This is a genomic window from Pseudomonas sp. yb_9 (assembly GCF_043103635.1).
In the GTDB taxonomy this organism is placed as follows: domain Bacteria; phylum Pseudomonadota; class Gammaproteobacteria; order Pseudomonadales; family Pseudomonadaceae; genus Aquipseudomonas; species Aquipseudomonas monteilii.
The window spans coordinates 24,041-45,102 of sequence record NZ_JBICKA010000092.1; the positions used below are offsets into that span (position 1 = coordinate 24,041).

19 protein-coding genes, 3 pseudogenes and 1 riboswitch are annotated in these 21,062 nt (G+C 63.3%); of the genes and pseudogenes, 9 read left to right on the top strand and 13 right to left on the bottom strand.

Annotated features, from left to right (window positions below):
* Positions 1-3 precede the first annotated feature (3 nt).
* The 3 pseudogenes from ACF8MI_RS22925 to ACF8MI_RS22935 all read right to left on the bottom strand — a co-directional run.
* Positions 4-465: pseudogene (locus tag ACF8MI_RS22925) on the bottom strand (OprD family outer membrane porin); the annotation flags it as partial.
* Positions 466-883: pseudogene (locus ACF8MI_RS22930) on the bottom strand (hypothetical protein); the annotation flags it as partial. It abuts the pseudogene before it with no gap.
* 32 nt (positions 884-915) lie between these two features.
* Positions 916-1,086 (bottom strand): annotated as a pseudogene (locus ACF8MI_RS22935) (LysR family transcriptional regulator); the annotation flags it as partial.
* A 246-nt stretch (positions 1,087-1,332) separates the two neighbouring features.
* Between ACF8MI_RS22935 and ACF8MI_RS22940 the strand changes: the two are divergent.
* From ACF8MI_RS22940 to ACF8MI_RS22965, 6 genes are all read left to right on the top strand, one after another.
* Entirely contained in the window at positions 1,333-2,661 is a 1,329-nt protein-coding gene (locus ACF8MI_RS22940; RefSeq protein ID WP_156866928.1) for a hypothetical protein, read from the top strand.
* A 32-nt stretch (positions 2,662-2,693) separates the two neighbouring features.
* Positions 2,694-4,925, top strand: a complete 2,232-nt coding sequence (locus ACF8MI_RS22945; protein WP_200929374.1) for an Ig-like domain-containing protein — start codon at positions 2,694-2,696, stop codon at positions 4,923-4,925.
* Between the two features lie 15 nt (positions 4,926-4,940).
* Complete coding sequence (locus ACF8MI_RS22950; protein ID WP_104834689.1) at positions 4,941-5,414, top strand: curlin; 474 nt, start codon at positions 4,941-4,943, stop codon at positions 5,412-5,414.
* Between the two features lie 16 nt (positions 5,415-5,430).
* Entirely contained in the window at positions 5,431-6,876 is a 1,446-nt protein-coding gene (locus tag ACF8MI_RS22955) for a curlin (RefSeq protein ID WP_060499902.1), read from the top strand.
* A gap of 109 nt (positions 6,877-6,985) precedes the next feature.
* A complete protein-coding gene (gene alkB / locus ACF8MI_RS22960; RefSeq protein WP_104835455.1) occupies positions 6,986-7,633 on the top strand; it encodes a DNA oxidative demethylase AlkB in 648 nt (215 codons plus the stop codon).
* A 146-nt stretch (positions 7,634-7,779) separates the two neighbouring features.
* Complete coding sequence (locus tag ACF8MI_RS22965; protein ID WP_016714040.1) at positions 7,780-8,067, top strand: hypothetical protein; 288 nt, start codon at positions 7,780-7,782, stop codon at positions 8,065-8,067.
* A gap of 58 nt (positions 8,068-8,125) precedes the next feature.
* Here ACF8MI_RS22965 and ACF8MI_RS22970 read toward each other — a convergent pair whose 3' ends face one another.
* The 4 genes from ACF8MI_RS22970 to ACF8MI_RS22985 all read right to left on the bottom strand — a co-directional run bounded on the left by ACF8MI_RS22970 (position 8,126) and on the right by ACF8MI_RS22985 (position 11,126).
* Positions 8,126-8,386 (bottom strand): DUF1652 domain-containing protein, encoded by a 261-nt coding sequence (locus ACF8MI_RS22970; RefSeq protein ID WP_200929375.1) that lies wholly within the window; start codon positions 8,384-8,386, stop codon positions 8,126-8,128.
* 232 nt (positions 8,387-8,618) lie between these two features.
* A complete protein-coding gene (locus ACF8MI_RS22975; RefSeq protein ID WP_060499900.1) occupies positions 8,619-9,506 on the bottom strand; it encodes a pirin family protein in 888 nt (295 codons plus the stop codon).
* Between the two features lie 96 nt (positions 9,507-9,602).
* Positions 9,603-10,475: an alpha/beta fold hydrolase gene (locus ACF8MI_RS22980; protein ID WP_200929376.1), complete on the bottom strand. Its 873-nt coding sequence runs from the start codon at positions 10,473-10,475 to the stop codon at positions 9,603-9,605.
* 21 nt (positions 10,476-10,496) lie between these two features.
* A complete protein-coding gene (locus ACF8MI_RS22985; RefSeq protein ID WP_060499898.1) occupies positions 10,497-11,126 on the bottom strand; it encodes a LysE family translocator in 630 nt (209 codons plus the stop codon).
* A 124-nt stretch (positions 11,127-11,250) separates the two neighbouring features.
* Here ACF8MI_RS22985 and ACF8MI_RS22990 point away from each other — a divergent pair, with 124 nt between their 5' ends.
* Positions 11,251-11,730, top strand: a complete 480-nt coding sequence (locus ACF8MI_RS22990) for a GNAT family N-acetyltransferase (protein ID WP_104834686.1) — start codon at positions 11,251-11,253, stop codon at positions 11,728-11,730.
* Between the two features lie 94 nt (positions 11,731-11,824).
* Here ACF8MI_RS22990 and ACF8MI_RS22995 read toward each other — a convergent pair whose 3' ends face one another.
* From ACF8MI_RS22995 to ACF8MI_RS23020, 6 genes are all read right to left on the bottom strand, one after another.
* Positions 11,825-12,208 carry a YkgJ family cysteine cluster protein gene (locus tag ACF8MI_RS22995; RefSeq protein ID WP_016501425.1) on the bottom strand — a complete coding sequence of 128 codons (384 nt, stop codon included), beginning with the start codon at positions 12,206-12,208 and terminating at the stop codon, positions 11,825-11,827.
* Positions 12,209-12,334: 126 nt separating this feature from the next.
* Positions 12,335-13,462 carry a hypothetical protein gene (locus ACF8MI_RS23000; RefSeq protein WP_164524559.1) on the bottom strand — a complete coding sequence of 376 codons (1,128 nt, stop codon included), beginning with the start codon at positions 13,460-13,462 and terminating at the stop codon, positions 12,335-12,337.
* Positions 13,463-13,598: 136 nt separating this feature from the next.
* Entirely contained in the window at positions 13,599-14,528 is a 930-nt protein-coding gene (locus ACF8MI_RS23005) for an aliphatic sulfonate ABC transporter substrate-binding protein (protein ID WP_060499895.1), read from the bottom strand.
* A gap of 3 nt (positions 14,529-14,531) precedes the next feature.
* On the bottom strand, positions 14,532-15,575 hold the full coding sequence (gene mgrA / locus ACF8MI_RS23010; protein ID WP_060499894.1) for an L-glyceraldehyde 3-phosphate reductase: 1,044 nt from the start codon (positions 15,573-15,575) through the stop codon (positions 14,532-14,534).
* Complete coding sequence (locus ACF8MI_RS23015) at positions 15,572-16,906, bottom strand: LLM class flavin-dependent oxidoreductase (protein WP_104834683.1); 1,335 nt, start codon at positions 16,904-16,906, stop codon at positions 15,572-15,574. The genes mgrA and ACF8MI_RS23015 overlap by 4 nt, the downstream gene beginning before the upstream one ends.
* A 70-nt stretch (positions 16,907-16,976) precedes the next feature.
* Complete coding sequence (locus ACF8MI_RS23020; protein ID WP_200929377.1) at positions 16,977-19,193, bottom strand: TonB-dependent receptor; 2,217 nt, start codon at positions 19,191-19,193, stop codon at positions 16,977-16,979.
* A 261-nt stretch (positions 19,194-19,454) separates the two neighbouring features.
* Here ACF8MI_RS23020 and ACF8MI_RS23025 point away from each other — a divergent pair, with 261 nt between their 5' ends.
* On the top strand, positions 19,455-20,501 hold the full coding sequence (locus ACF8MI_RS23025; protein WP_060499891.1) for a LacI family DNA-binding transcriptional regulator: 1,047 nt from the start codon (positions 19,455-19,457) through the stop codon (positions 20,499-20,501).
* A gap of 53 nt (positions 20,502-20,554) precedes the next feature.
* Positions 20,555-20,779: riboswitch (cobalamin riboswitch) on the top strand.
* 92 nt (positions 20,780-20,871) lie between these two features.
* A complete protein-coding gene (locus tag ACF8MI_RS23030; RefSeq protein WP_060499890.1) occupies positions 20,872-21,060 on the top strand; it encodes a CbtB domain-containing protein in 189 nt (62 codons plus the stop codon).
* Positions 21,061-21,062 lie beyond the last annotated feature (2 nt).

Below are 21,062 nucleotides of genomic sequence, written 5' to 3' on the forward strand. Positions count from 1 at the left end.
CGTTCAAAATTCGAACGTGTACCCCACAATCACCCGGTTCTCATCCGCCGCATCGGCAAAGTTCGAGCGCATGCTCGCATTTCGCCAACGTAGCGACACATGCCTGAGTGGCCCCGACTGCACCACGTAGGTGATATCCGTGGTGCGCTCCCACTCCCGCCCTTCTCCATCGCCTGCCGCCAGCGCCCTGCCCTTCGCGCTGGTTATACGCTGAGGCTTCACCTGATCGCCCTTCACATAGCGCACATTGAGCGTCAGCCCCGGGATACCCAAGGCGGCGAAGTTGTAGTCATAGCGCAGCATCCACGCACGCTCGTTGGCCAGGGCAAAGGTGCTGACCTGCTGTTCACTGAACAGGTAGGTATCGGTACCGCCCACATAGGCATACGCCGTGTCACCGCTCACCTTCTGATAACCACCGCTGAACGTGTGGCCCTGAATGCTGTAGCCGACGTTGGTGCTGAGGGCGAAGTCGAGCGGCAATCCGGCGCGGGCAATGCAACCGTAAAGTGGTTCGTCCGGCAGCGCTTCGCTCAGTACCCGGCGCGACGCGATCAGCGCAGGCAGGTCGATCCCCGTGTCGTAGCCCATGCCCTGCAGCATAAACACCAGGTCTTCGGTGACGGTATTACCAGACGCACCAGGGGCAAACGGGCAGCCTCCCAGGCCAGCCAGCGAGGCGTCCAGCTCGCGGATGCCCTGTTGCACTGCAACCAGGCTGTGGCCAGGCTGTGTGCCATGCTGACCGATACCGGGGCGACGATGCGGTGGGCGCCGGACTCAAGCGCGTCCGGCGCACGCCAACGACGTAGGCGGCGTCGATCCAGCGGCGCTTGGCGGCCGTCGGCATGATTGTCTGCAGGCTCTGCAAGCCATCGCGCATGTCGACTTCTCAGCCTGGATCAGCGGGTTTTACAGCATGAACGCCGAGGTTTCTTCGGGCAGGAACTCCATGATCGAGGACACGTTTGCCAGTACCCGCACATGGCCACGTGCCCCTTCGGCGTATTCGCTAAGTTCGCTGTCCAGGCGCTCCATGGCGCGGGTCATTTCCCGGGCATGTCGCAGCAGGGCCAGCCCTGCCGGGGGAAGGCCGGTGCACTGTAGCAAAGTTGGGACTGCACCCGCCTATCGGGTCGCAAAGGCCTCCCCCCAATCCCCAATCCTGGGGAAGGCTGCCCACCGTCAACAGCGTGTGAAATGCCCCGCTTAGATACTGGATCCCTTGTGCCGTAAGGCCTGCAAGGCAGTTTCCAGCTTTTGGCACAGCTCTTGCCGATCTCCTCCCAGACGCCCCAAGTTCATGGGCCCGTTTGCAGGAGGAATAGACTCATGCACCGACCGATACCCCACCCGCTGGCAGTGGCGATTTTCGCCGGCATGCTCCAGCTACCGGCGCAGGCTGCCCTGAACGCTGTCGACCCAGGCGCCTACGTCCCCGCCAACGGCGGCTTCCCTGCCTGGTACCAGGACAGTCACGGTCGTACCCTCGACCTGTGCCTGACCAAGGCGGTCAGCTCCAGGGTTGCCGGCGCACCCGGCGCACCGGCGTACATGTGTACGCTGCTGCCCACGCCGGGCGTGTTCGACGATACGCAACCTATTGTCTTCCCCACCAACTTCCCTGACGAAGCGTTCTGGTTCACTGCAGACGCCGCCATCGTCGACGCCGCCCGCGGCATCGACCTCAGCTACGGTACCGCGATCGAAGCGGCATTCGCCGCCGAAGAGCCGGTCGAGGGTGACCAGGTCAGCTTCGCTCGGGTGCGCATCCGGGTCGATGTACCTACCGCTGGCACCTACGTGGTCACCCACCCCTACGGCGTCGAAGTGTTCGACGTGCCCGCCGCCGGCCGCCGGGCGATCAACATGACCCGCGACATCGGCATTGCCGGCGCAGGCGATTTCACCGGCGCGCTCAAGGGCGATGTCGGGCCGTTCCTGCGCAGTGTCAACGGCCCCTACACCGAAGGCAGCGAGCGCTTCATCGGTGACCCGAACCTGGATGAACGGGTAACCGGCAGCCCGTTCAATACCAACTTTGTACGCATCGAAGGTCCCGGTGGCATCGACCTGCGTACCGAGCTGTTCTCGATATCCGGCAAGCTCTCGACCGTCGCCCTGCCAACCCCGCTGATGCCACAGCGCAGTACCTATTCGCGGCACACCGAAAACGGCAACCTGCGCGCCCAGCAAGACATTTTCGTGATGGCCCCGCCACCACCGGCCAGCGTCAGCCTGACCAGTCAAACACCCAGCCTGAACCTCACCGAGGCCAACGGCACCGGTGCCTGGTATGCACAGTCGGCCCTCAACCCGGCGGCAGGCAGCATCCTGACGCTAACCGCCGACAACAGCGTGGCGATCCCGACCAGCAGCCTGACCACCCGCAATGTGCCGCTGACCGACCTGGTGACCATTACCCAGGCCCAATACCGCCTGTCCACGGGCGAACTGACCCTGGTGGCCAGTACCAGCGACGAAACCACCCCGCCAGTGCTGACCGCACACACCGGCAACGGCACGTTGATCGGCAACCTTGGCGGCACCGGCGCCGTGAAAACGTTAAGCATGACCCTCTCGCCCATCCCGCCGGCCAAGGTGCAGGTCACCAGTGCCAATGGCGGTAGCGACACCGAAGACGTGGTGCTGGTGCCATGAACAGACAAAGGCTCAGCCTTCAAGGAGGCCGCATGAACACTTGGTCGCGCCGTGCGCTGTTCGCCGCCGGTTTTTCCCTCACCGTTACCAGCGCCGCCTTCGCTGCGCTGTCTGAAGTCGACCCAGGGCCTTACACCTTCGCCACGGGCGGCTACCCCATGTGGTACAAGGACAGCCTCAACCAGTCGCTGGAGCTGTGCCAGTCACGCGCCACCAGCACCCGGGTACCCGGCACCCCCGCCGCGCCATCCTACATGTGCACGCTGCTGCCAGAGCCCGGCATCTACGACGATGCACTGCCGCTGGTATTCCCCGACAACTGGCCGCCAGAGATGTTCTGGTTCCTGGCCGAGGCCACCATCCCGGCAGTCGGCAACAGCGGCTATGAACTGGATGCCTACGTTGCCGGCCTGGAAGCGGCCTTTGCCGCCGAAAACCCGGTAGACGGCGACCAGCAGAGCTTCGCCCGCATTCGTATCCGCGTCTCGGTGCCACGCGCCGGTACCTACACCATTACCCACCCCTATGGTGTGGAAACGGTCAACGTCACCACGCCAGGCCGGCGGGCGATCAACATCACCCGCGACATCGGCATCGGCGCACCGGGCAACTTCACCGGGGCACTCAACGGTGCACTCGGGCCATGGCTGCGCGGGGTTGGCGGCCCTTATACCGAGGTCAACCCGGATACCGGCGCCACTGAAACGTTCATCGGCGACCCGAATCGCCCGGAAGCCGTGGTCGGCAGCCCGTTCAACACCAACTTCATCCGCATCGACGGCCCGCCCGGGCGCATCGAGACCGCACTGTTCACCGTTTCGGGCAAGGTGCTGGACCAACGCGCGCAAACGCCGGTCACGCTGGAGCGAGCCACCTATTCGCGCAACGGTGGCGGCACCCGTGTAGAAGTGTTCGCCAAGGCTCCGAGAGAGGCCAGCCTGTGCATGCGCAATGGCCTGGCCTTGATCGGCACGCCCCCTTCGCCTTGCGAGTTCAATCTGACGGCGGACAACAACGGCCTGTTCTTCAGCCAGCAACTTAGCCAGGCCGTACCGCCTGCGGTGGTGGTGGTTACCGCCAGCAACATTGCTGGCGGCACCCAACCGACCGCGCTGTCGAGCAAGCTGACCGATGTGGTCAAGGTCAGCACTGCACGCTATGACTGGGCCAACAAACGCCTGCTGATCGAGGCCAGGTCCAGTGATGAGGTCGTCATCCCCGACATGCTCGCCCAAGGCTACGGCCGCATGTCGAAAGCAGGCACGCTGCAAAGCATCACGGTCAACGATGTGGCGCAACCGCCGGCCACCGTTACGGTCAAGTCTGCCCACGGGGGCAGCGATGTAGAACCGGTGATCGTGGTCGGCAACGCACCGGTTGAAGCGGCCAACCAGCCGCCGCTGGCCCAGGCCGATGTTGGCAGCACCAGTGTCGGTGTGCCCATTACCCTCAATCTGCTGCAAAACGACAGCGATCCGGACGGCAACGTGCCGCTGACCATCAGTGACCTCACCCAACCAGGCACCGGCCTTGGCGGCGTGGTGCTCAACGGTACCACCTCGGTCACCTACACCCCGCCAGCCGGGGCTACGCAACCACTGGTGGCCACCTTCAGCTACCGCGCGGTGGACGCCAAGGGCCTGAAGTCGGAACCGGCTACGGTCACCATCAACGTTGCACCCAACCAGGCACCCACCGCCAACCCGGAAACGGTCGCCACCCTGGGCGTGCCTTTGACCATCAACGTGCTGGCCAACGACACCGATCCGGAAGGCAACGTGCCGTTGGCTGTTGCGGCCGTCACACAACCGGCGGTAGGCCGAGGCACTGTCAGCACCGATGGCACCACGGTGACCTACACCCCACCGGCCACGGTAACCGCAGCCTTCACCACCACCTTCACCTACCAGGCAAGTGACTCGCTGGGGGCGCTGTCCACCCCGGGTACGGTCACCGTCAACGTGTCGCCACGGCCAGCCGCCGAAACCTTCACGGTTACGGCAGCCACCGTCACGGCACGCTCCAACAACCGTTACAACTGGGATATCAGCGGTACCTCATCGGTTACCACGGGCAACGTTGTCACGGTCCGGGTCACCACCACCACCGGGGTGCAGACGCTGGGTACCACCACAGTGCCGGTTAACGGCCGCTGGCGCCTGGCCGTCAGCAACAGCACCACGATAGTCCCGACCGCCGCGCCGACGGCAACCATCACCACCAGCCCGGGTACTACCCGCACCGTCAACGTGGTTGTGCAGTAAAGGCGGGGAAACGCCATGAAACGCCTGTATCCACTGCTTCTCAGCCTGGCCCTCGTGGGCCAGGCCAGCTGGGCCGACGACCTGATGGACAATGCCGACCTTGCGCCCGGCAACGACCTCGGTGACCCGGTGATCATCCGCCTGCTACCGGTCGGTGCCGGTCAGGCTGCGGTGATCGAGCAGCAAGGGTCGGGCAACCGCGCCGCCCTCGACCAGAACGGCCAGGCCCTGCTGGGCCGCATCGTCCAGGCCGGCGGTACGCAGGAAGCGTACATCTTGCAGGAAGGCAGTGACCTGATGGCCAGCATCAGCCAACAGGGAAATGGCAACAGCGCATCGATCCGCCAGAGCGGCAGCAGCAACAGCGCAGCCATCGAGCAGATCGGCAACGACAACAGCGCCAGCATCGTGCAGTCCGGCTCGGGCCTCAACAGCTCCGTGACCCAGACCGGCAATGGCCAGCATGTTCAGATCACCCAATACCGATAGACCTGGAGGCACCACCATGTACAAGCTCGCTCCGTTAAGTGCCGCTATCGTCCTGGCCCTCGCTGGTCAGGCCATGGCTGCTGACAGCACCTCGTCCCAGACCCAGGACGGCAAGGAAAACATCGCCGAAGTCAGCCAGACCCAGGCGTCTTTCGCTTCGGCCACCCAGAACCAGACCGGCAAGGGCCACAATCACCTGGCCGTGCAAACCGAAAGCACCAGTGATATCCAGCAGAGTGCCACCGGCCAGTACAACGCCGGCTATGCCGAGCAGTTGTTCGAAAATGGCAGCCGGATCAAACAGCAAGCCGCAGGCAGCTACAACGACGCTTTCGCCAGCCAGTCGGTGGGGCTGAACAACGAATCGCTGCAAACCCAGCAAGGTGTCGGTAACAAATCCACCGTGTGGCAGGACAGCCAGGAAGGCAGCAAAGCCACCACCTGGCAATCCGGCCAGCGCAACGAGGCCTTCATCGAACAGACCTTCGGTGGCAGCAACAACCGCAGTACCGTCAACCAGACCGGCCAAGACAACTACGCCACCGCCGAGCACCTGAACCATGCCGACGGCGACATCCAGGTCTACCAGGATGGCCACGACAACTGGGCTTACGGCGACCAGCGCGAAGGTACCGGTGGCACCATTGGCATTGGCCAATACGGTGGCGGCAACTCGGTTGAAGTGTGGCAGGACACCCAGATTGGCAGCCAGGCTTCCGTGGTCCAGACCGGCCAGTCCAACGAAGGCTATATCGACCAGAGCTTTGGCATGAGCAACAAGGTCAGCCTGTCGCAGCAAGGCAACGCCAACGCCAGTTGGTCGGACCAGTTCGAGACCAACAACTCGACCACCACCATCACCCAGACGGGTAACAACAACCTGCATTTCACCTATCAGAATGGTGAAAACCTCAACCTGACCATCAATACCAAAGGCAATGGCAACAGCATCACCGCCAGCAACTGGAAAGGCGCCAAGATGGGCGGCCAGTTCGGCACCAATCAGCACGCCACCATCAACCAGAACGGCAACGGCAACGGCGTCAACCTGACCCAGAACGGATCTGACCATCTGGCCACATTGACCCAGACGGGTAAAGGCAACCAGATGCAGACCAAGCAGGCCGACAGCAACAACGAGCTGTATTTCGATCAGAACGGTACGGACAACATCCTGATCGCCGACCAGCGCGGTACCGACAACTACGCCTACGGCAACAGCCAGGGTACTGGCAACACCATCACGCTGGACCAGTCCGGGTACAGCAACCAGAGCTATACCAACCAGCTGTACGGTAGCGGCAACGAAGCCACCATCAAGCAGACTGACAGCATCAACGTCGCTTACGTGACCCAGGGAGGCCAGGGCAACAAGGCGTACGTCGACCAGAGCGGTATCGCCCAAACCGCCACCATCACCCAGCTGGGCAGCGCGAACCTGGCCACCGTGACCCAGAAGTAAACGACTCCCCCCTTGAACCGCGGTGCTCCTCTCCCTGGTGCCGCGGTTCCTTTTTCTCGATTGCACATGCCGGGATACAATGCCGTAACCCTTGAACCTGTGCAGTGCCATGATCCAGTCCGACCTCGACCTGTTCGGCCCTCAGCCACAACGCCTGGCCAGCCATACCGTGCTGCTGCCCGGCTTCGCGCTGGGCGAAATCGAACCCCTGCTGGACGCTTTGCGCCCGGTACTGCGCGCCGCGCCGTTCCGGCACATGCGCACACCGGGAGGCCTGCACATGGCCGTCGCCTTGACCAATTGCGGCGCACTGGGTTGGGTAAGTGATGAACACGGCTATCGCTACAGTGCCACCGACCCGCTCAGCGGCAGGCCCTGGCCCGCCTTGCCCCCGGTGATACTGAGCCTGGCCACCCGCGCTGCGGCAATGGCCGGTTTCGAGGGTTTTGTCCCCGACGCCTGCTTGGTAAACCATTATCTGCCCGGCACCCGCCTGAGCCTGCACCAGGACCGCAACGAGCAGGACTTCAGCCAGCCGATCGTGTCGTTGTCGCTGGGGTTACCGGCCGTTTTTCTGCTGGGGGGCCTGCAGCGCGCCGACAAGACCCAGCGCGTACCCCTGAGCCATGGCGATGTGTTGATCTGGGGCGGCGAAGACCGCTTGCGCTTTCACGGGGTGCAGCCCATCAAGCCCGGCGTGCATCCGCGCATGGGCGAGCGGCGGATCAACCTCACGTTGCGCAAGGCCGGTAGCTGACACAAACACGATGAACGTGCATGAAACACGTTGAACATCTTGGTCTGGCAAGCTTCAAACAATAAGCCGCGTTCTCACACCCAGGAGCCTGCCATGCCGTACTTGCCTTGCCCGATGCCCCCACACGACTCATCAGCCGCACGCTCATGAAAATGCCCGGCCGTGCACCCAATGCCTCGCTGCAACTCGATTACGTGCGCGACACCCTGTTTGGCCCGGTGGCGCAAAGCGTGGAGTGCCAGTGCCAACTCGCCGCGCTCAACCTGCAGGGCCGGCCAGCGTTGCGTTTGCACATTTGTCCGCCACTGCCCGACAAGGTCGACCGAGCCCACAGCGTGGCATTCGTTTGGGACGGGCGCAGTTACCACGGTGTCGTACGTGACCAAGGCAAGTGCGGGGATGGGGGTTTGAACCTGTTGCTGGAGCTGCAGTAGGCCGGATAACGCAAATAAACCCGGCCAGCTCAAGCCGGCCGGGTATACATCGGCTCACTCAGGCAATGGCCTTAAGTGGCACCGGGTGGCTGTCACGCAGCGCGTGCAGCTGCCCCACCAGGTGGACCAGGTCACGGCAGCTGTTGAGGCTTTGCAGCGGGACCCCGCTCAGGGTCACGCCGTCGTCGAGACTCTGACCCTGACCCAGGCGGATGGTCAGGTTGGTGCCATCCAGGCAGCTGACTTCACAGCGATCAGGCAAGCAGGCCTGCTCGATCAACTGCCGCATCTCTAGCATCGAAACTCCAATCAACGACATGGTACGACCCTCTCTGTGGGATGGTCTGTTGTGTGGAATTACGCCTTTGTGAGGCGAGGCGCCAATTGATATTGCGCATGCCGGGGCGGGCGTCCATGCGCCGGGGCAATGATGATGCGGGGAATCCCTTAGCACCTTAGTGGAAGATTGCCAGCAGGGGCCGTGTGTTCGATCGCAATCGCACACTAGGCGACGAGTGGTCTTGGCAGCGTTCAGTATGGCGGGCTACCGCTCAGTGCGCCGCATCACGACGCGCATCCTGCATCTGCCCAAACCGCCCGGCATGGAAGTCGTCGAACGACTCGGCAATTTCCGCCTGGCTATTCATCACGAACGGGCCATAACCGACGATCGGCTCATCGATAGGCTCGCCACTGAGCAGCAGCACGCTGGCACCTTCCAGCGCTTCGACCGTTACATCCTCGCCACCCCGGTCCAGCAGCACCAGGCTTGAGGGCCCGGCTTCGCGCTCACCGTTGACCTGCACGCTACCGCGCAACACCACCAGCGCCGCGTTGCACCCGGCGGCCACCGGCAGTTGCAGGGCTACACCGGCGTTCAGCCGCAGGTCCCATACATCCATGCGGGTGAACGTCCGCGCAGGGCCGGTATGCCCACGGTAGCTACCGGCAATTACCCGTAAGCTACCGCCCTCGCCGTCCAGCGTGACTTCAGGGATGTCCTGCGCCAGCAACGTCTGGTAACCGGCCGCTGCACGCTTGTCTCGCGCCGGCAGGTTGACCCACAGCTGCACCATCTCCAGCGTACCGCCACTGCGGGCAAAGCCCGGGGAATGGAACTCTTCATGGATGATGCCGTTGGCTGCGGTCATCCACTGCACGTCGCCAGGGCCGATCAGGCCGCCAGCGCCCGTGGAGTCACGGTGCTCCAGTTCGCCCTGGTAGACGATGGTGACCGTCTCGAAGCCGCGGTGCGGGTGCTGGCCAACGCCACGCCGTGCGTTGGTGGGGCTGAAGTCATGGGGCCCGGCGTAGTCCAGCAGCAGGAATGGGCTGATTCGGCTGGCCAGGTTGTCGTAGGTGAACAGGCTGCGCACCGGGAAGCCGTCACCCACCCAATGGGCGTGCGGGCTGCGGTGGATACCCAGAATCTGTTTCATGAGAAGGCTCCTCTCTTGGCTGAGTTAACCTTATCAATGACGACAATCTGGCGGTAGCCAGCTGAATTGGCATGCATCGTTCCATGCATGGAACAGTTAGCCCTGCAAGAAAGCGAGCACCTGCTGAGCCGCCGCAGCCGGATCTTCCTGCATGAAACAATGCCCACCTGCAACTTGATGTGCAGTCACGGCGCGGTTGAGCGCCGCCAGACGGTTTACTGAGTGCGGCACGAAGGGATAAGTCTGCTCGCCATACAACACCCGCGTCGGCGTTCTGATTGCGGTCAGGCTTGCCCACATGCGTCTGGGGAACGAACTGAAAATTTCCACTTCCCGGCTGGGCCGGCACTTGAGTACTACCGCATCACCGCAATCGCCGATGGCATGTTCGACATAGGCCTGCAGCGCCGCATCGGCCCAGCCCTTGAAAATGCCCCGCCCTTTCAGCGAGGCCAGCGCTGCCTCGCGATCGGGCCAGTGGCTGCGACGGCTGGCAGCCTTGCGCGCCAGGGCATGGCGTTGGTGCAGGCCAACCAGAGCAGCCGCCCCCATCACACCGATCATGCGTCGGCTGAACAGTACCGGGTCAAGCAGCACCGCGCGGGCAAACAGTTGCGGCTCACTGGCTAGGATCAGCCCGGTGAGCACGCCACCAAAGCTGTGGCCCACGGCAAACCGGGGAACATCGCCATACTCGCCACGCTCGGCCTGAAAAGCCTCCACTGCCAGCTCGGCTGTACGGTTCCACCCACGAAACACGCCACCGTGATCGCTGTCGCCGTGCCCCTGAACGTCGCAAAGCCACAGGTCGAAATGCTCGCCAAGGCCCATCAGCAATGGCTGGTAGGCCAGGCAACAGAAGCCGTTGCCGTGCAAGAAATGCAGCAGCGGCTTGCCACTGGCCGGGGTTCGCCAGCCACGCAGGGTAAAACCTTCGGCGCATTCGTGGGACCAGGGAATCAACTGCATCGGTTTGCTGTACTCGCGGGGCTAGGAAAACGCTGATTCTACAAACAGCAGCGGGTACAGTGAAATCACCAGCAACAAGGCCATCAGGACATTGAACAGCATCAGCCAGCGGGGGTTCTGCAACAGAGTGCGCAAGGCGCTGCCAAACATCACCCACACGCCGACGCTGGGCAGGTTGACCAACGCGAACAAGGCCGCGATCACAATCACGTTCGTCACATAGCCTTGCGCAGGCGTGTAGGTGGTGATCGCCCCCACCGCCATCACCCAGGCCTTGGGGTTGACCCACTGGAACGCCGCCGCCCCCCAGAAACCCAGCGGTTTCCGGGCGCTGGACGAGGCCGTGCCGACCGGCCCGGAGGTGGCGATTTTCCAGGCAAGGTAAAGCAGGTAGGCGGCGCCGGCGTAGCGCAGTACCGTGTACAGCGGCGGCCAGGCCTTGAACACCTCACCCAGGCCCAGGCCGACGGCCAGCACCATCACCATGAAGCCGACGCTTATGCCCAAGGCGTGAGGGATAGAGCGGCGCACACCAAAATTCACCCCCGAGGCCAGCAACATGGTGTTGTTCGGGCCAGGGGTGATAGAAGACACGAAGGCAAACAGCACGAAAGCGGTCAGCAGGTCGGCAGAGGCAAGCATGGCGGGCATTCCACTTTCGTTACAGGTGCTGTCACACTAGCGGAGTCGCCCTTCCCTGCGACCTGTACAGTTGCATTAAATTTTGTGAATACACATCACTGTACTGCAAACCTGGATCAAGGAAGCCGTTACCATGAGCCTCACCATTCGCCCTGCCGTTCGTTCCGATGCCGAGCAGATTCTGGCCTTTATCACCGAGCTGGCCGAATACGAACGCGCCCGCCACGAGGTGGTTGCCACCCTCGCCGACATCGAGCACAGCCTGTTTGGCGAGGGCAGCACGGTGCACAGCCTCATGTGCGAGCGCGATGGCCAGGCAGTCGGCTTTGCCGTGTACTTCTACAGCTACTCGACCTGGCTCGGGCGCAACGGCATTTACCTGGAAGACCTGTACGTGACGCCTGAGCAGCGAGGCGACGGTGCCGGGCGGCAACTGCTGCGGCACATTGCCCGCGAAGCGGTGGCAAACAACTGTGGCCGCCTGGAATGGAGCGTGCTGGACTGGAACGAGCCGGCGATAGGCTTCTATGAGAAGCTCGGTGCCGAGGCGCAGGATGAGTGGGTGCGCTACCGGCTGGATGGCGAGAAGCTGACGGCGTTTGCCCAAGGGTGATCCCTCGGGTTTACGCGATCAATTGCAGCAGCAGTCTTGCGTCGCGATGGGCCGCAAAGCGGCCCCGAACGCTGCCAGGCACCGATGCAGCCGATCAGGCCACCTCTGCCCCGTCATCCGGCCAATGCGGTTCATTCGCCCCTGGCGGCGTCAGTGGCGGCAGCCCATACGCCGCCCGCGCGTCGTCACAGCTGGGGTTGTGCACCCCACCCTCCCACGACGCCTCGAACTCGCGACAAGGGCTGGAACGGTTGGCATAAATGGTACAAGCCACCTCTTTGCCGATCTCGCCTTCAAGGCTGACACAGCGGCATGGCTTGGCATCGGTGCCGATCATGGCAACGCGGGTGGGGTTGATCTGCACCACCAGGTCATCTGGCACGACCCCCCCGGCAGACTGGCATTCGCCCCAGAAGAAGGACACACGGAAGTACCCGCAGCAGGCGCCGCAGTCAAGGCAAGGGTTATATTCAGACATGATGTCACGGAGGGAAGGTTGTTGTTATCGGGGCTGGCCCGCGGCGCCATTTTCAATCGAACTCGGGGCGGTTGGATAGAGGGACCATGCAAAATATTTTTCCGCTGATCCGGCCGCCCGCATCGGCTACCGCAGCGCCTTGTAGGTAGTCGCGTCCCAACGCGTCAAAGCCAGGCCTTCGGTCGGATCATAGTCATCACCGCACACCTTGCTGAAGTGCGTGCAAGCCTCGCCGCAATGCACCAGCCGATCATCTCGCTCACCCTCGGTCAGCACCGTGTAAGACTGGCTGCGCATGGCGTGGTACTGCCTTTCGGCAGCGGTCATCGCCCGGTGATACTCCATGAGCTGCCGATCGCTCAAGGCCAGTCGCTTGTCCAGGGCAACACCCCAGCGGGTAAGGCAGACTTCAGCGAAATGACGAACGACCAGCCCAGGTTCCTTGAACGCCTCGCCACCGCTCGCACCATCGGCCGACGCGTTGCCCACCAGCGTGGCATGGCGACCCGACATCGGATAAATGGAGATCTGCGTACGGCTGTCCACGGACGGGATCACGCAGGCAAACCCTTTGGAACGCTCATCCCGCGAATAGAAGCCGACATATTCACGCACGTTTGCCGCCAGTGTGGTGCGTTCGGTTTGCACATTGCCAATCCCGGGTACCGGGTCGATAGCAAATATGTTCACCGGTATGTCCCGCAGCACCGGGTCTTGTGCCATGGCGTTGGCCAGCATGTGGCAACTGATCCCTCCCCGGCTCCAGCCCACCAGGTTGACCTGAAGCGGAAGGCGCGGTTTGCGGAACATGCTGATGATGCGCTCTTGCAGTTCCTGCGGTGTCGGGTGGCGGTTACCGTAGTCGTAGGTACGCCAGAACCAGGAGGCTGTGGCGGAAGCATCCGGGATAGGTACGCCAGCGTCCTTCAGTCGCTCGTACCCTTCTTGGCTCAATTGGGTGCGCTGCCAGCTGCTTTCGCCTTTGATCACCTGCAACACATGGTTGACGTTTTCTTCCCAACCACGACCGAACAACTGGCCGGTCCAGTTGAAATAGCCGCCGGGTTCGACGAACAGGTTGTCATCCTGAAGGTTACCGCTGCCGGGACCGTCGACGGCGATCCAGTGGGCGAATTCGCGACCCTGATCGTTGCTGGCCAGGGTCGAGACCAGTTCGCCGTTCCAGAAATCGGGGTTGGCGTTGTCGAAGCGGTGGGAGCCGGTGCCGCAGAAATAGGCGGTAAATACACTCATTTGTAAATCTCTGAAGTTAGAAATGAGTGCTGAAAATAGACGGGTAGATCGGGAAGAACGCAGGCGGAAAGGTAACCTGTGAGGCTGTCGGGGGCTGCTTTGCAGCCCCTTCGCGACGCAAGGCCGCTTGGGTAACTTACTCCCGTTGCCACACTGCCCCGGCAATGTCGACCCGTTTGGGCAGGATCTTGTTGTCGAAGAACAACGCTGCAGTGCGCTGCTGCGCCGCCACGATTTCATCACTCACCGGCAGCACCGGTGATGCCGGCCGGTGGCTGAAACTGCGCTGCACCACCGCCTCCGGCAAGCCCATGAACTGCGCCAGCAAGCGGATGCTCCCAGCCTCATCGCTGCGGGTCAGCGCCTCGGCCCGGCTGATTTCATCGAGCAACTGGCCGACAAAGGCGCCATGGGCTTCAACATAGGTCCGTGAGCCCAGCATGAACGGCCCGATCAGCCCCAACCCTTGGCCGTCGGCCAACAGCCGCGCCTTACCCTCCAGGTCGATGGCAGAGTAGAACGGGTCCCAGATCGCCCAGGCATCCACACTGCCCCGCTCGAACGCCGCCCGGGCATCGGCGGGTGCCAAGTACACCGGCTGAACATCGCGAATTCCAAGCCCCGCCTTGGCCAAGGCACGCAACAGCAGGTTGTGTGCGCTGGACCCCTTCTGCAGGGCAATGCGCTTGCCCTTGAGCTCGCCCACCGCGCTGATCGGGCTGTCTTTCGGCACCAGGATCACCTCGGCCTGGGGCTTGGCTGGCTCGGCACCAATGTACAACAGGTCGGCACCGGCAGCCTGGGCGAAGATCGGCGGGATATCACCGGTCGAGCCGATGTCGAGGCTGCCGATGTTCAATGCCTCCAGCATCTGGGGGCCGGCCGGGAACTCGATCCACTCAACGCGGGTACTGGCAAATCGCTGCTCCAGCAGACGATGCTGCTTGGCCAGCACCAGGCTGATCGAGCCCTTCTGGTAGCCAATCCGCAAGGTAGCCGGGTCTGCAGCCTGGGCCACTCCGGCCAGGGCCACCCACAACAGCATGGCAAGGTGTAGCACGCGCATCGGTCACTCCTTCCAGTCGGTCGAGGGTTTTTCCCACAGGTTGATCCCGCCTTCCACGGCGTACTGGTCGATGGCAGCCAGCTCCTCGGCGGTGAACGCCAGGTTGTCGAGCGCCGCAACGTTCTCGGTGATCTGCTCGGGCCGGCTGGCACCGATCAAGGCAGAGGTAACCCGTGGGTCACGCAGTGTCCAGGCCAAGGCCAGTTGGGCCAGGCTCTGGCCACGCTGACGGGCGATGTCGTTCAGGGCGCGTGCACGGGCGATGTTGGTTTCCGACAAGTGCCGGGGTAGCAAAGACCCGCCGCCCGCGCGGTTCACCCGGGCGTCGGCCGGGATGCCATTCAGGTATTTGTCGCTGAGCAGGCCCTGCGCCAGCGCTGTGAATACGATCACCCCGGCACCCAAGGCATCCGTGGTGTCGAGCAGATCGCGCTCGATCCAGCGGTTGAACAGGTTGTACGACGGCTGGTGGATCAGCAGCGGCACCTTCAGCTCATCGAGCAATGCGGCAATTTCTGCGGTTTTGCCGGCGGAATAGGACGAGATGCCGATGTACAGCGCCTTGCCCTGGCGCACGATGTCGGCCAGCGCGATGGCCGTTTCTTCCAGCGGCGTGTCGGCATCGAAGCGGTGCGAATAGAAGATGTCGACGTAATCCAGCCCCAGCCTTGCCAGGCTCTGATCCAGGCTGGAGATCAGGTATTTGCGCGAGCTGCCGCCCTGCCCGTATGGCCCCGGCCACATGTCCCAGCCGGCCTTGCTGGAAATGATCAGCTCGTCGCGGTAGCTGCGCAGGTCTTCACGCAGCAGCCGGCCGAAGTTGATCTCGGCGCTGCCATAGGGCGGGCCATAGTTGTTGGCCAGGTCGAAGTGGTTGATGCCGGCATCGAAGGCGGTGTGCAACAAGGCACGCTGCGTGGTGATAGGCGTGGCATCACCAAAGTTGTGCCACAAGCCCAGGGACAGGGCCGGCAGCACCAGGCCACTGCGGCCTACACGTCGGTAAGGCATGCGCGCATAGCGCTCGGGGTTGGCGGTGTAGCTCATGGTTGGTCTCGTTCGGCAAAGTAAGGGTTGGCTGGGCGCTGCAAGCCCAGGTGTTCGCGCAGGGTGTGGCCCTGGTACTGGCGGCGGAACAGCCCACGCTGCTGCAACTCGGGCACTACATAGCGGGCGAAGTCTTCCAGGCCCAGGGGCAGGTGCGGCACGAGCACGTTGAAGCCATCGGCGGCACTGCCTTCGAACCAGGCTTGCAGCTCATCGGCAATCTGCACCGGGGTACCGACCAGGCTGTAGTGCCCTCTCCCACCGGCAATGCGCCGCCCCATTTGGGCCAGGGTCAGCTGATCGTTGCCTGCCAGTTCGGTGAGCAACTGCTGGCGGCTGCGCTGGCCGTCTTCGGTGGGCGGCAAATCGGGCAGCGGGCCATCCAGCGGGTAGCCGGAAAGGTCGAAGTTGCCGAGCATTCGCCCAAGCAGGCCAACCCCGACACGCGGGTCGACCAGCGCCTGGAACTGTTCGTACTTGTCCTCGGCCTGCGCCTGGCTTTGCCCCACTACCACGAACACGCCGGGCATGATCTTCAGCGATTGCTCATCCCGCCCATGGCGGGCCAGTCGGCCCTTGAGGTCGGCGTAAAAGGCCTGTGCGCGTGCCAGGCTGGGCTGGGCGGTGAACACCACTTCGGCGCTTTGGGCCGCCAGCTCGCGGCCGGTTTCGGACGAACCGGCCTGCACCAGCACCGGTCGCCCCTGTGGCGAGCGGGCGACATTGAGCGGGCCTTTGACACGAAAGTGTTCGCCGACATGGTCGATAGCCCGCACGGCTTGCGGGTCGTGGAACAGGCCGCTGGCCTTGTCACGCACAAACGCATCATCGGCCCAGCTGTCCCACAGGCCTTGCACCACTTGCTGGAATTCCCCGGCACGGGCATAGCGTTCGCCGTGCGGGATATGCGCCTGGCGGCCAAAATTGCCGGCTTCGGCGGCAGCGTCGGAGGTGACCATGTTCCAACCGGCACGGCCTGCGGACAGGTGATCCAGCGAGGCGAATTTGCGTGCCACGTGATACGGCTCGTTGTAGCTGGTGGTGGCAGTGGCGATCAGGCCGATGCGTTCGGTGACCGCACTCAACGCCGACAGCAGGGTTAGTGGCTCGAAGTACACCGAGCGGGCGCTGTGGCTGGCCAGCGGGTCACTGGGCGCGGCAACGCTGTCGGCGACGAACAAGGCATCGAAGCAGGCCGCTTCGGCGATGTGTGCGGTGCGCTTGTAGGTGGCGAAATCCAGCGGGTCGGCGGGTACGGCCGGGTGGCGCCAGGCGGCCACATGGTGACCGGTGGCCATGAGGAAGGCACCCAGGTTCATTTGGCGGGGCATGTTGTTCTCCTTGAAAGCTTGATTGGGGCCGCCTTGCGGCCCATCGCCGGCAAGCCACAGGTATCGCTACTCAGAAATCCTTGCGCAGCTGCACGCCGAAGTAGCGTCCGTCATCCCGTGGTACCGAGCGGTAGATGTAGTCACCGCCACTGGCCAGCATCTGCGCATACGACTTGTCGCCCAGATTCTTGCCCAGCAGCGCCACGCGCCAGCCGTCGTTGTAGTCGGCCAGGGCGATGCTGGCGTTCCAGATGCCGTAGGCGCCCTGCACGGTGTCCGGGTTCTGGTCGAGGCTGAACTGCACCGCGTCCTGCCAGCTGTAATCGCTGCTCAGTTCCACATCCAGGCCATTGTCCAGCGGGATTACATAATCGGCGCGTAGGTAGGTCTTCCAGTCCGGCGTGAACGGCAAGCGGCCGCCATCGATGTTGCAACTGGCCGCCGCACCCGCCGGGCAGTTGAAGTGATCGACGCGCGCCTTGGTGTAAGCCACGGCGGTCGACAGCTTCAGACGCGAGGTGGCCTGGAAGCTGGCATCCAGTTCCACCCCCTGGGTCTTGACCTTGCCGGCGTTGACCAGGCGGGTCACCACCTGGTTGGCCACGGTGTCGTAGAAGTTGGCCTGATAGTTGTCGTAGTCGGTGTGGAACACGGCCAGGTTGGCGGTCAGGCGATTGTCCAGCGCCGTGCTTTTCAAACCGATTTCATAGGCATCGGAGGTCTCGGGCTTGAGCGCCTCGGTATCGCGCGGCTGCATGTTGAAGAACACGTTGTAGGCCGGGCCTTTGTAGCCGCGCGAATAGGTGACGTAACCGGTCAGGTTGTCGTTGAAGTCGTATTGCAGGCCGGTCCGCCCGCTCCAGCCGTTCTCATCCACCGAACCCGAGCTGGCGGTAGAGGGCTGAATACCGGCCACAGCAGTGGCCGAGGTGGAGACGCGGCGGTGGTCGTATTCGAGGTCGTCGTGGGTCCAGCGCAGGCCCAAAATGGCACGCAAGTCGTCAGTGAAATTGAAGGTGTTCTCGCCAAACAGCGCGACACTGTCGTTGGTGGTGGAGTAGTCGGCACGGCCACTGTTGGCCACACCGCCGTTGACCGACAGGCGTTGGTAGGTCTCTTTGGACGTGCCATGCATGTAGAAGGCGCCCAGCACATATTCGTTGAACTGCCCTTTGGGCGAGGTCAGGCGAAACTCCTGGCTGTACTGGTCATAGTCCACCGTGCCTTTGTCGTGGGACGCGGTCAGTGGCAGTAAGGCGCGGCGGTCGCCGTCCTGGTACTGGGTGTTGTCCCAGCCGCGCCAGGCGCTGATCGACGTCAGGGTGTAGTCGCCCAGCTGCCAGTCCAGTTGCGCCGACAGCCCCTGGTTCTCGTCCTCGACGTGGGTCTTGAAGTCGCTGTTGATGTCGCGGTTGTGGGCGCTTGGCGTCACCGGACCCAACTGGCTGGCGAAGGCGGCGCTGGCGCTGGTGATCACACCGCTGGGCAGGGTGTCTTCGCCTTTCATGTAGTCGGCGATCAGGGTCAGGCGCACGTCTTCGTTGGGCTCGAACTCCAGTTTGCCGCGGGCGCCTTTGCGCTCGTAGCCATTGACGTCGTGGCCATTGGCAACGTTCTCGACATTACCGTCGTAGTCGCCCCACAAGGTGCTCAACGCCCCCTTGAACTGCTCGCTCAGGCGCCCGCCAATGCCAAAGCGCAGGCGGTTCTCGTCGCCACCACCAAAGTGCGAATAGTCCACATAGCCCTGGGTCTGTTCAGGGATGGCCTTGCTGACCACGTTCAGCACGCCGGCCGAGGCGTTTTTGCCGAACAGTGTGCCCTGCGGCCCGCGCAGCACCTCGATACGTTCCAGGTCGAGCAAATCGAGGGTCGACTGGCCCGGGCGACCGAACACCACACCATCGACCACCGTCGCCACCGTTGGCTCGATGCCCGGCGAAGTGGAAATGGTGCCAACGCCACGGATGAACAGCGAGGTGTCCTTGTTCGAGGCCCCGGCGCGATAGTTGAGGGTAGGCACCTGCTGGACGATGCTGGCCACGTTGTTGCGGTTGTCTCGCTCCAGCTGCTCGCCATCGATCACCGACACTGCCACCGGCACTTCCTGCAATGTGGCTTCGCGGCGTGTGGCTGTCACGGTAACCGCCCCCAGTGCAGTGGCCTGCGCAGCCCCCGTTTCAGCAGGCTCGGCTGCTTGGGCGCCCTGGCCGAAAGCGGCCAGCAGGATGGCTGCGGCCAGCGGCCGGCGTTGCGTAGCGGGAAAAGGTGTACGGTTTTTCTGCATGGTGCTCACTGCCTCGGGAAACCAGACCAGGCCCCCATTTGACGGGGCCGACACGAAGTTGCTGTGGTTGTCTGGTCTCGCTCGTGCGAGTGGCAGGCGCTTGCCAACAGCAGCGCTTGGTAGCGCTAACATGAACAAGTATCTGCGGCCACCGTTTAGCACGTCAAATACTTAAAAGTCAGATTTATATGCGATATAGCTATTTGCCAATCGCGCATCCGTTAGCGCTACCATCGCGCCATTTCCACAGGAGGCAGCCCGGTGAGCCAAGCCAAGGATCCCCCCCGCAAGCGACGCGGCGCAGGCCGTGTCACCCTCGCCGAGGTGGCGCGGGCTGCTGAGGTTTCAGCCATCAGCGTGTCGCGCTACTTCAACCAGCCAGACCAGGTGTCACCGCCGTTGCGTGAACGTATCGAGGCCGCTGTACAGGCGCTGGGCTATGTCCCCAATCTGGTCGCCGGGGGATTGGCCTCGGCGCGCGGGCGCATCGTGGGCATGGTGATCCCGAACATTTCCGGGCCGATCTTCGCCCAGACCATCCAGGCGTTCAGCGATACCCTCAGCCGGCATGGTTACCAGTTGCTGTTGGCGTCCAGCTACTTCAGCGAAGCGCAGGAAGAAAGCGCGGTGCGAGCGTTTCTTGGCTGGTCGCCGGCAGCGTTGGTGGTGACCAGCCATTTCCACAGCCCGGCCACGGAAAAGATGCTGGCCGACGCAGATGTGCCCGTGGTGGAAATATGGGATTACCGCCCGGAGCGGGCGCCCTTGCAAGTAGGTTTCCTTCATCATCAGGTGGGTGTGCAGGCCTGCCGCTACTTGCTGGACAAGGGCCACCGGCGCATCGCGTTCGTGCAAAACAGTGCAGCCGGCGACCTGAGTGCGCTGGAGCGGCGCGACGGCTATGTCGAGGCACTGGGTGAGGCCGGGCTGGAGCCTTGGGTGTTCGTGCCCTCGGCAGACTGCGCGCCGTTCGAGGCGGGCAAGCAGGCGATGGAAACATTGATCCGCCGTAATCCACGGCCCGAGGCGATCATCTTCGCCAATGACAACCTGGCCGCCGGCGCCCTGTTGGCCGGCCAGCGCGCCGGCTTACGCCTGCCAGAAGACATGGCCATTGTCGGCTTTGGTGACTACCCCTTTGCCGACATGCTGCTACCCAGCCTCACCACCCTGCGCCCGCCCTCCCGGGAGATTGGCGAAGTGGCGGCGCTGCGGGTGCTGCAGCACCTGGGTGTGCTGGCGTGTGACGGTGAGGTCCAGCGGCTGAACCTGTTGGCGTGCAAGTTGATTGCCCGCGAGAGCGCGTGATTCAGGGTGCGGCCACCGAGGGTGGCATTGACGCCAAGGCCGCCCCATGCTCTCCTTATGCCTCACGTTCAGGTGCCCCCTAGGGGGTGAAACGGGAAACCGGTGCGTCGCAGGCTCTCCAACAGGGCCGGACAATCCCGGTGCTGCCCCCGCAACGGTAAGCGAGCGAAGCGTCTGTACCACTGTGCCCTTGTAATGCGGCATGGGAAGGTGACGCTTTCCAGGAGCCCTGCTCTTCCTCGCAAGCCCGGAGACCGGCCTGGCGTTCATGAACACCCCGCGGTGGGCGGGCGCTGTTGCATTCCCCTGGGCGACTACGCTCGGGGCTGCCGCGCTTGCCCATTGCCCAAAAAAAGCAGAGGAACGCGTCATGCCCGTCACCAGCGCCAAGCAACACAACCTTGCCACGCCTGTCACCCTCAGCCAGCGCATCGTCATCGCCGTCGGCGCCAGCCTGCTGGGCCTGTGCCTGGTGTACTTTGCCGGCTTCTCGCACATTGAGGCCGTGCACAACGCCGCCCACGACACCCGCCACAGCGCCGCCTTCCCCTGCCACTGAGT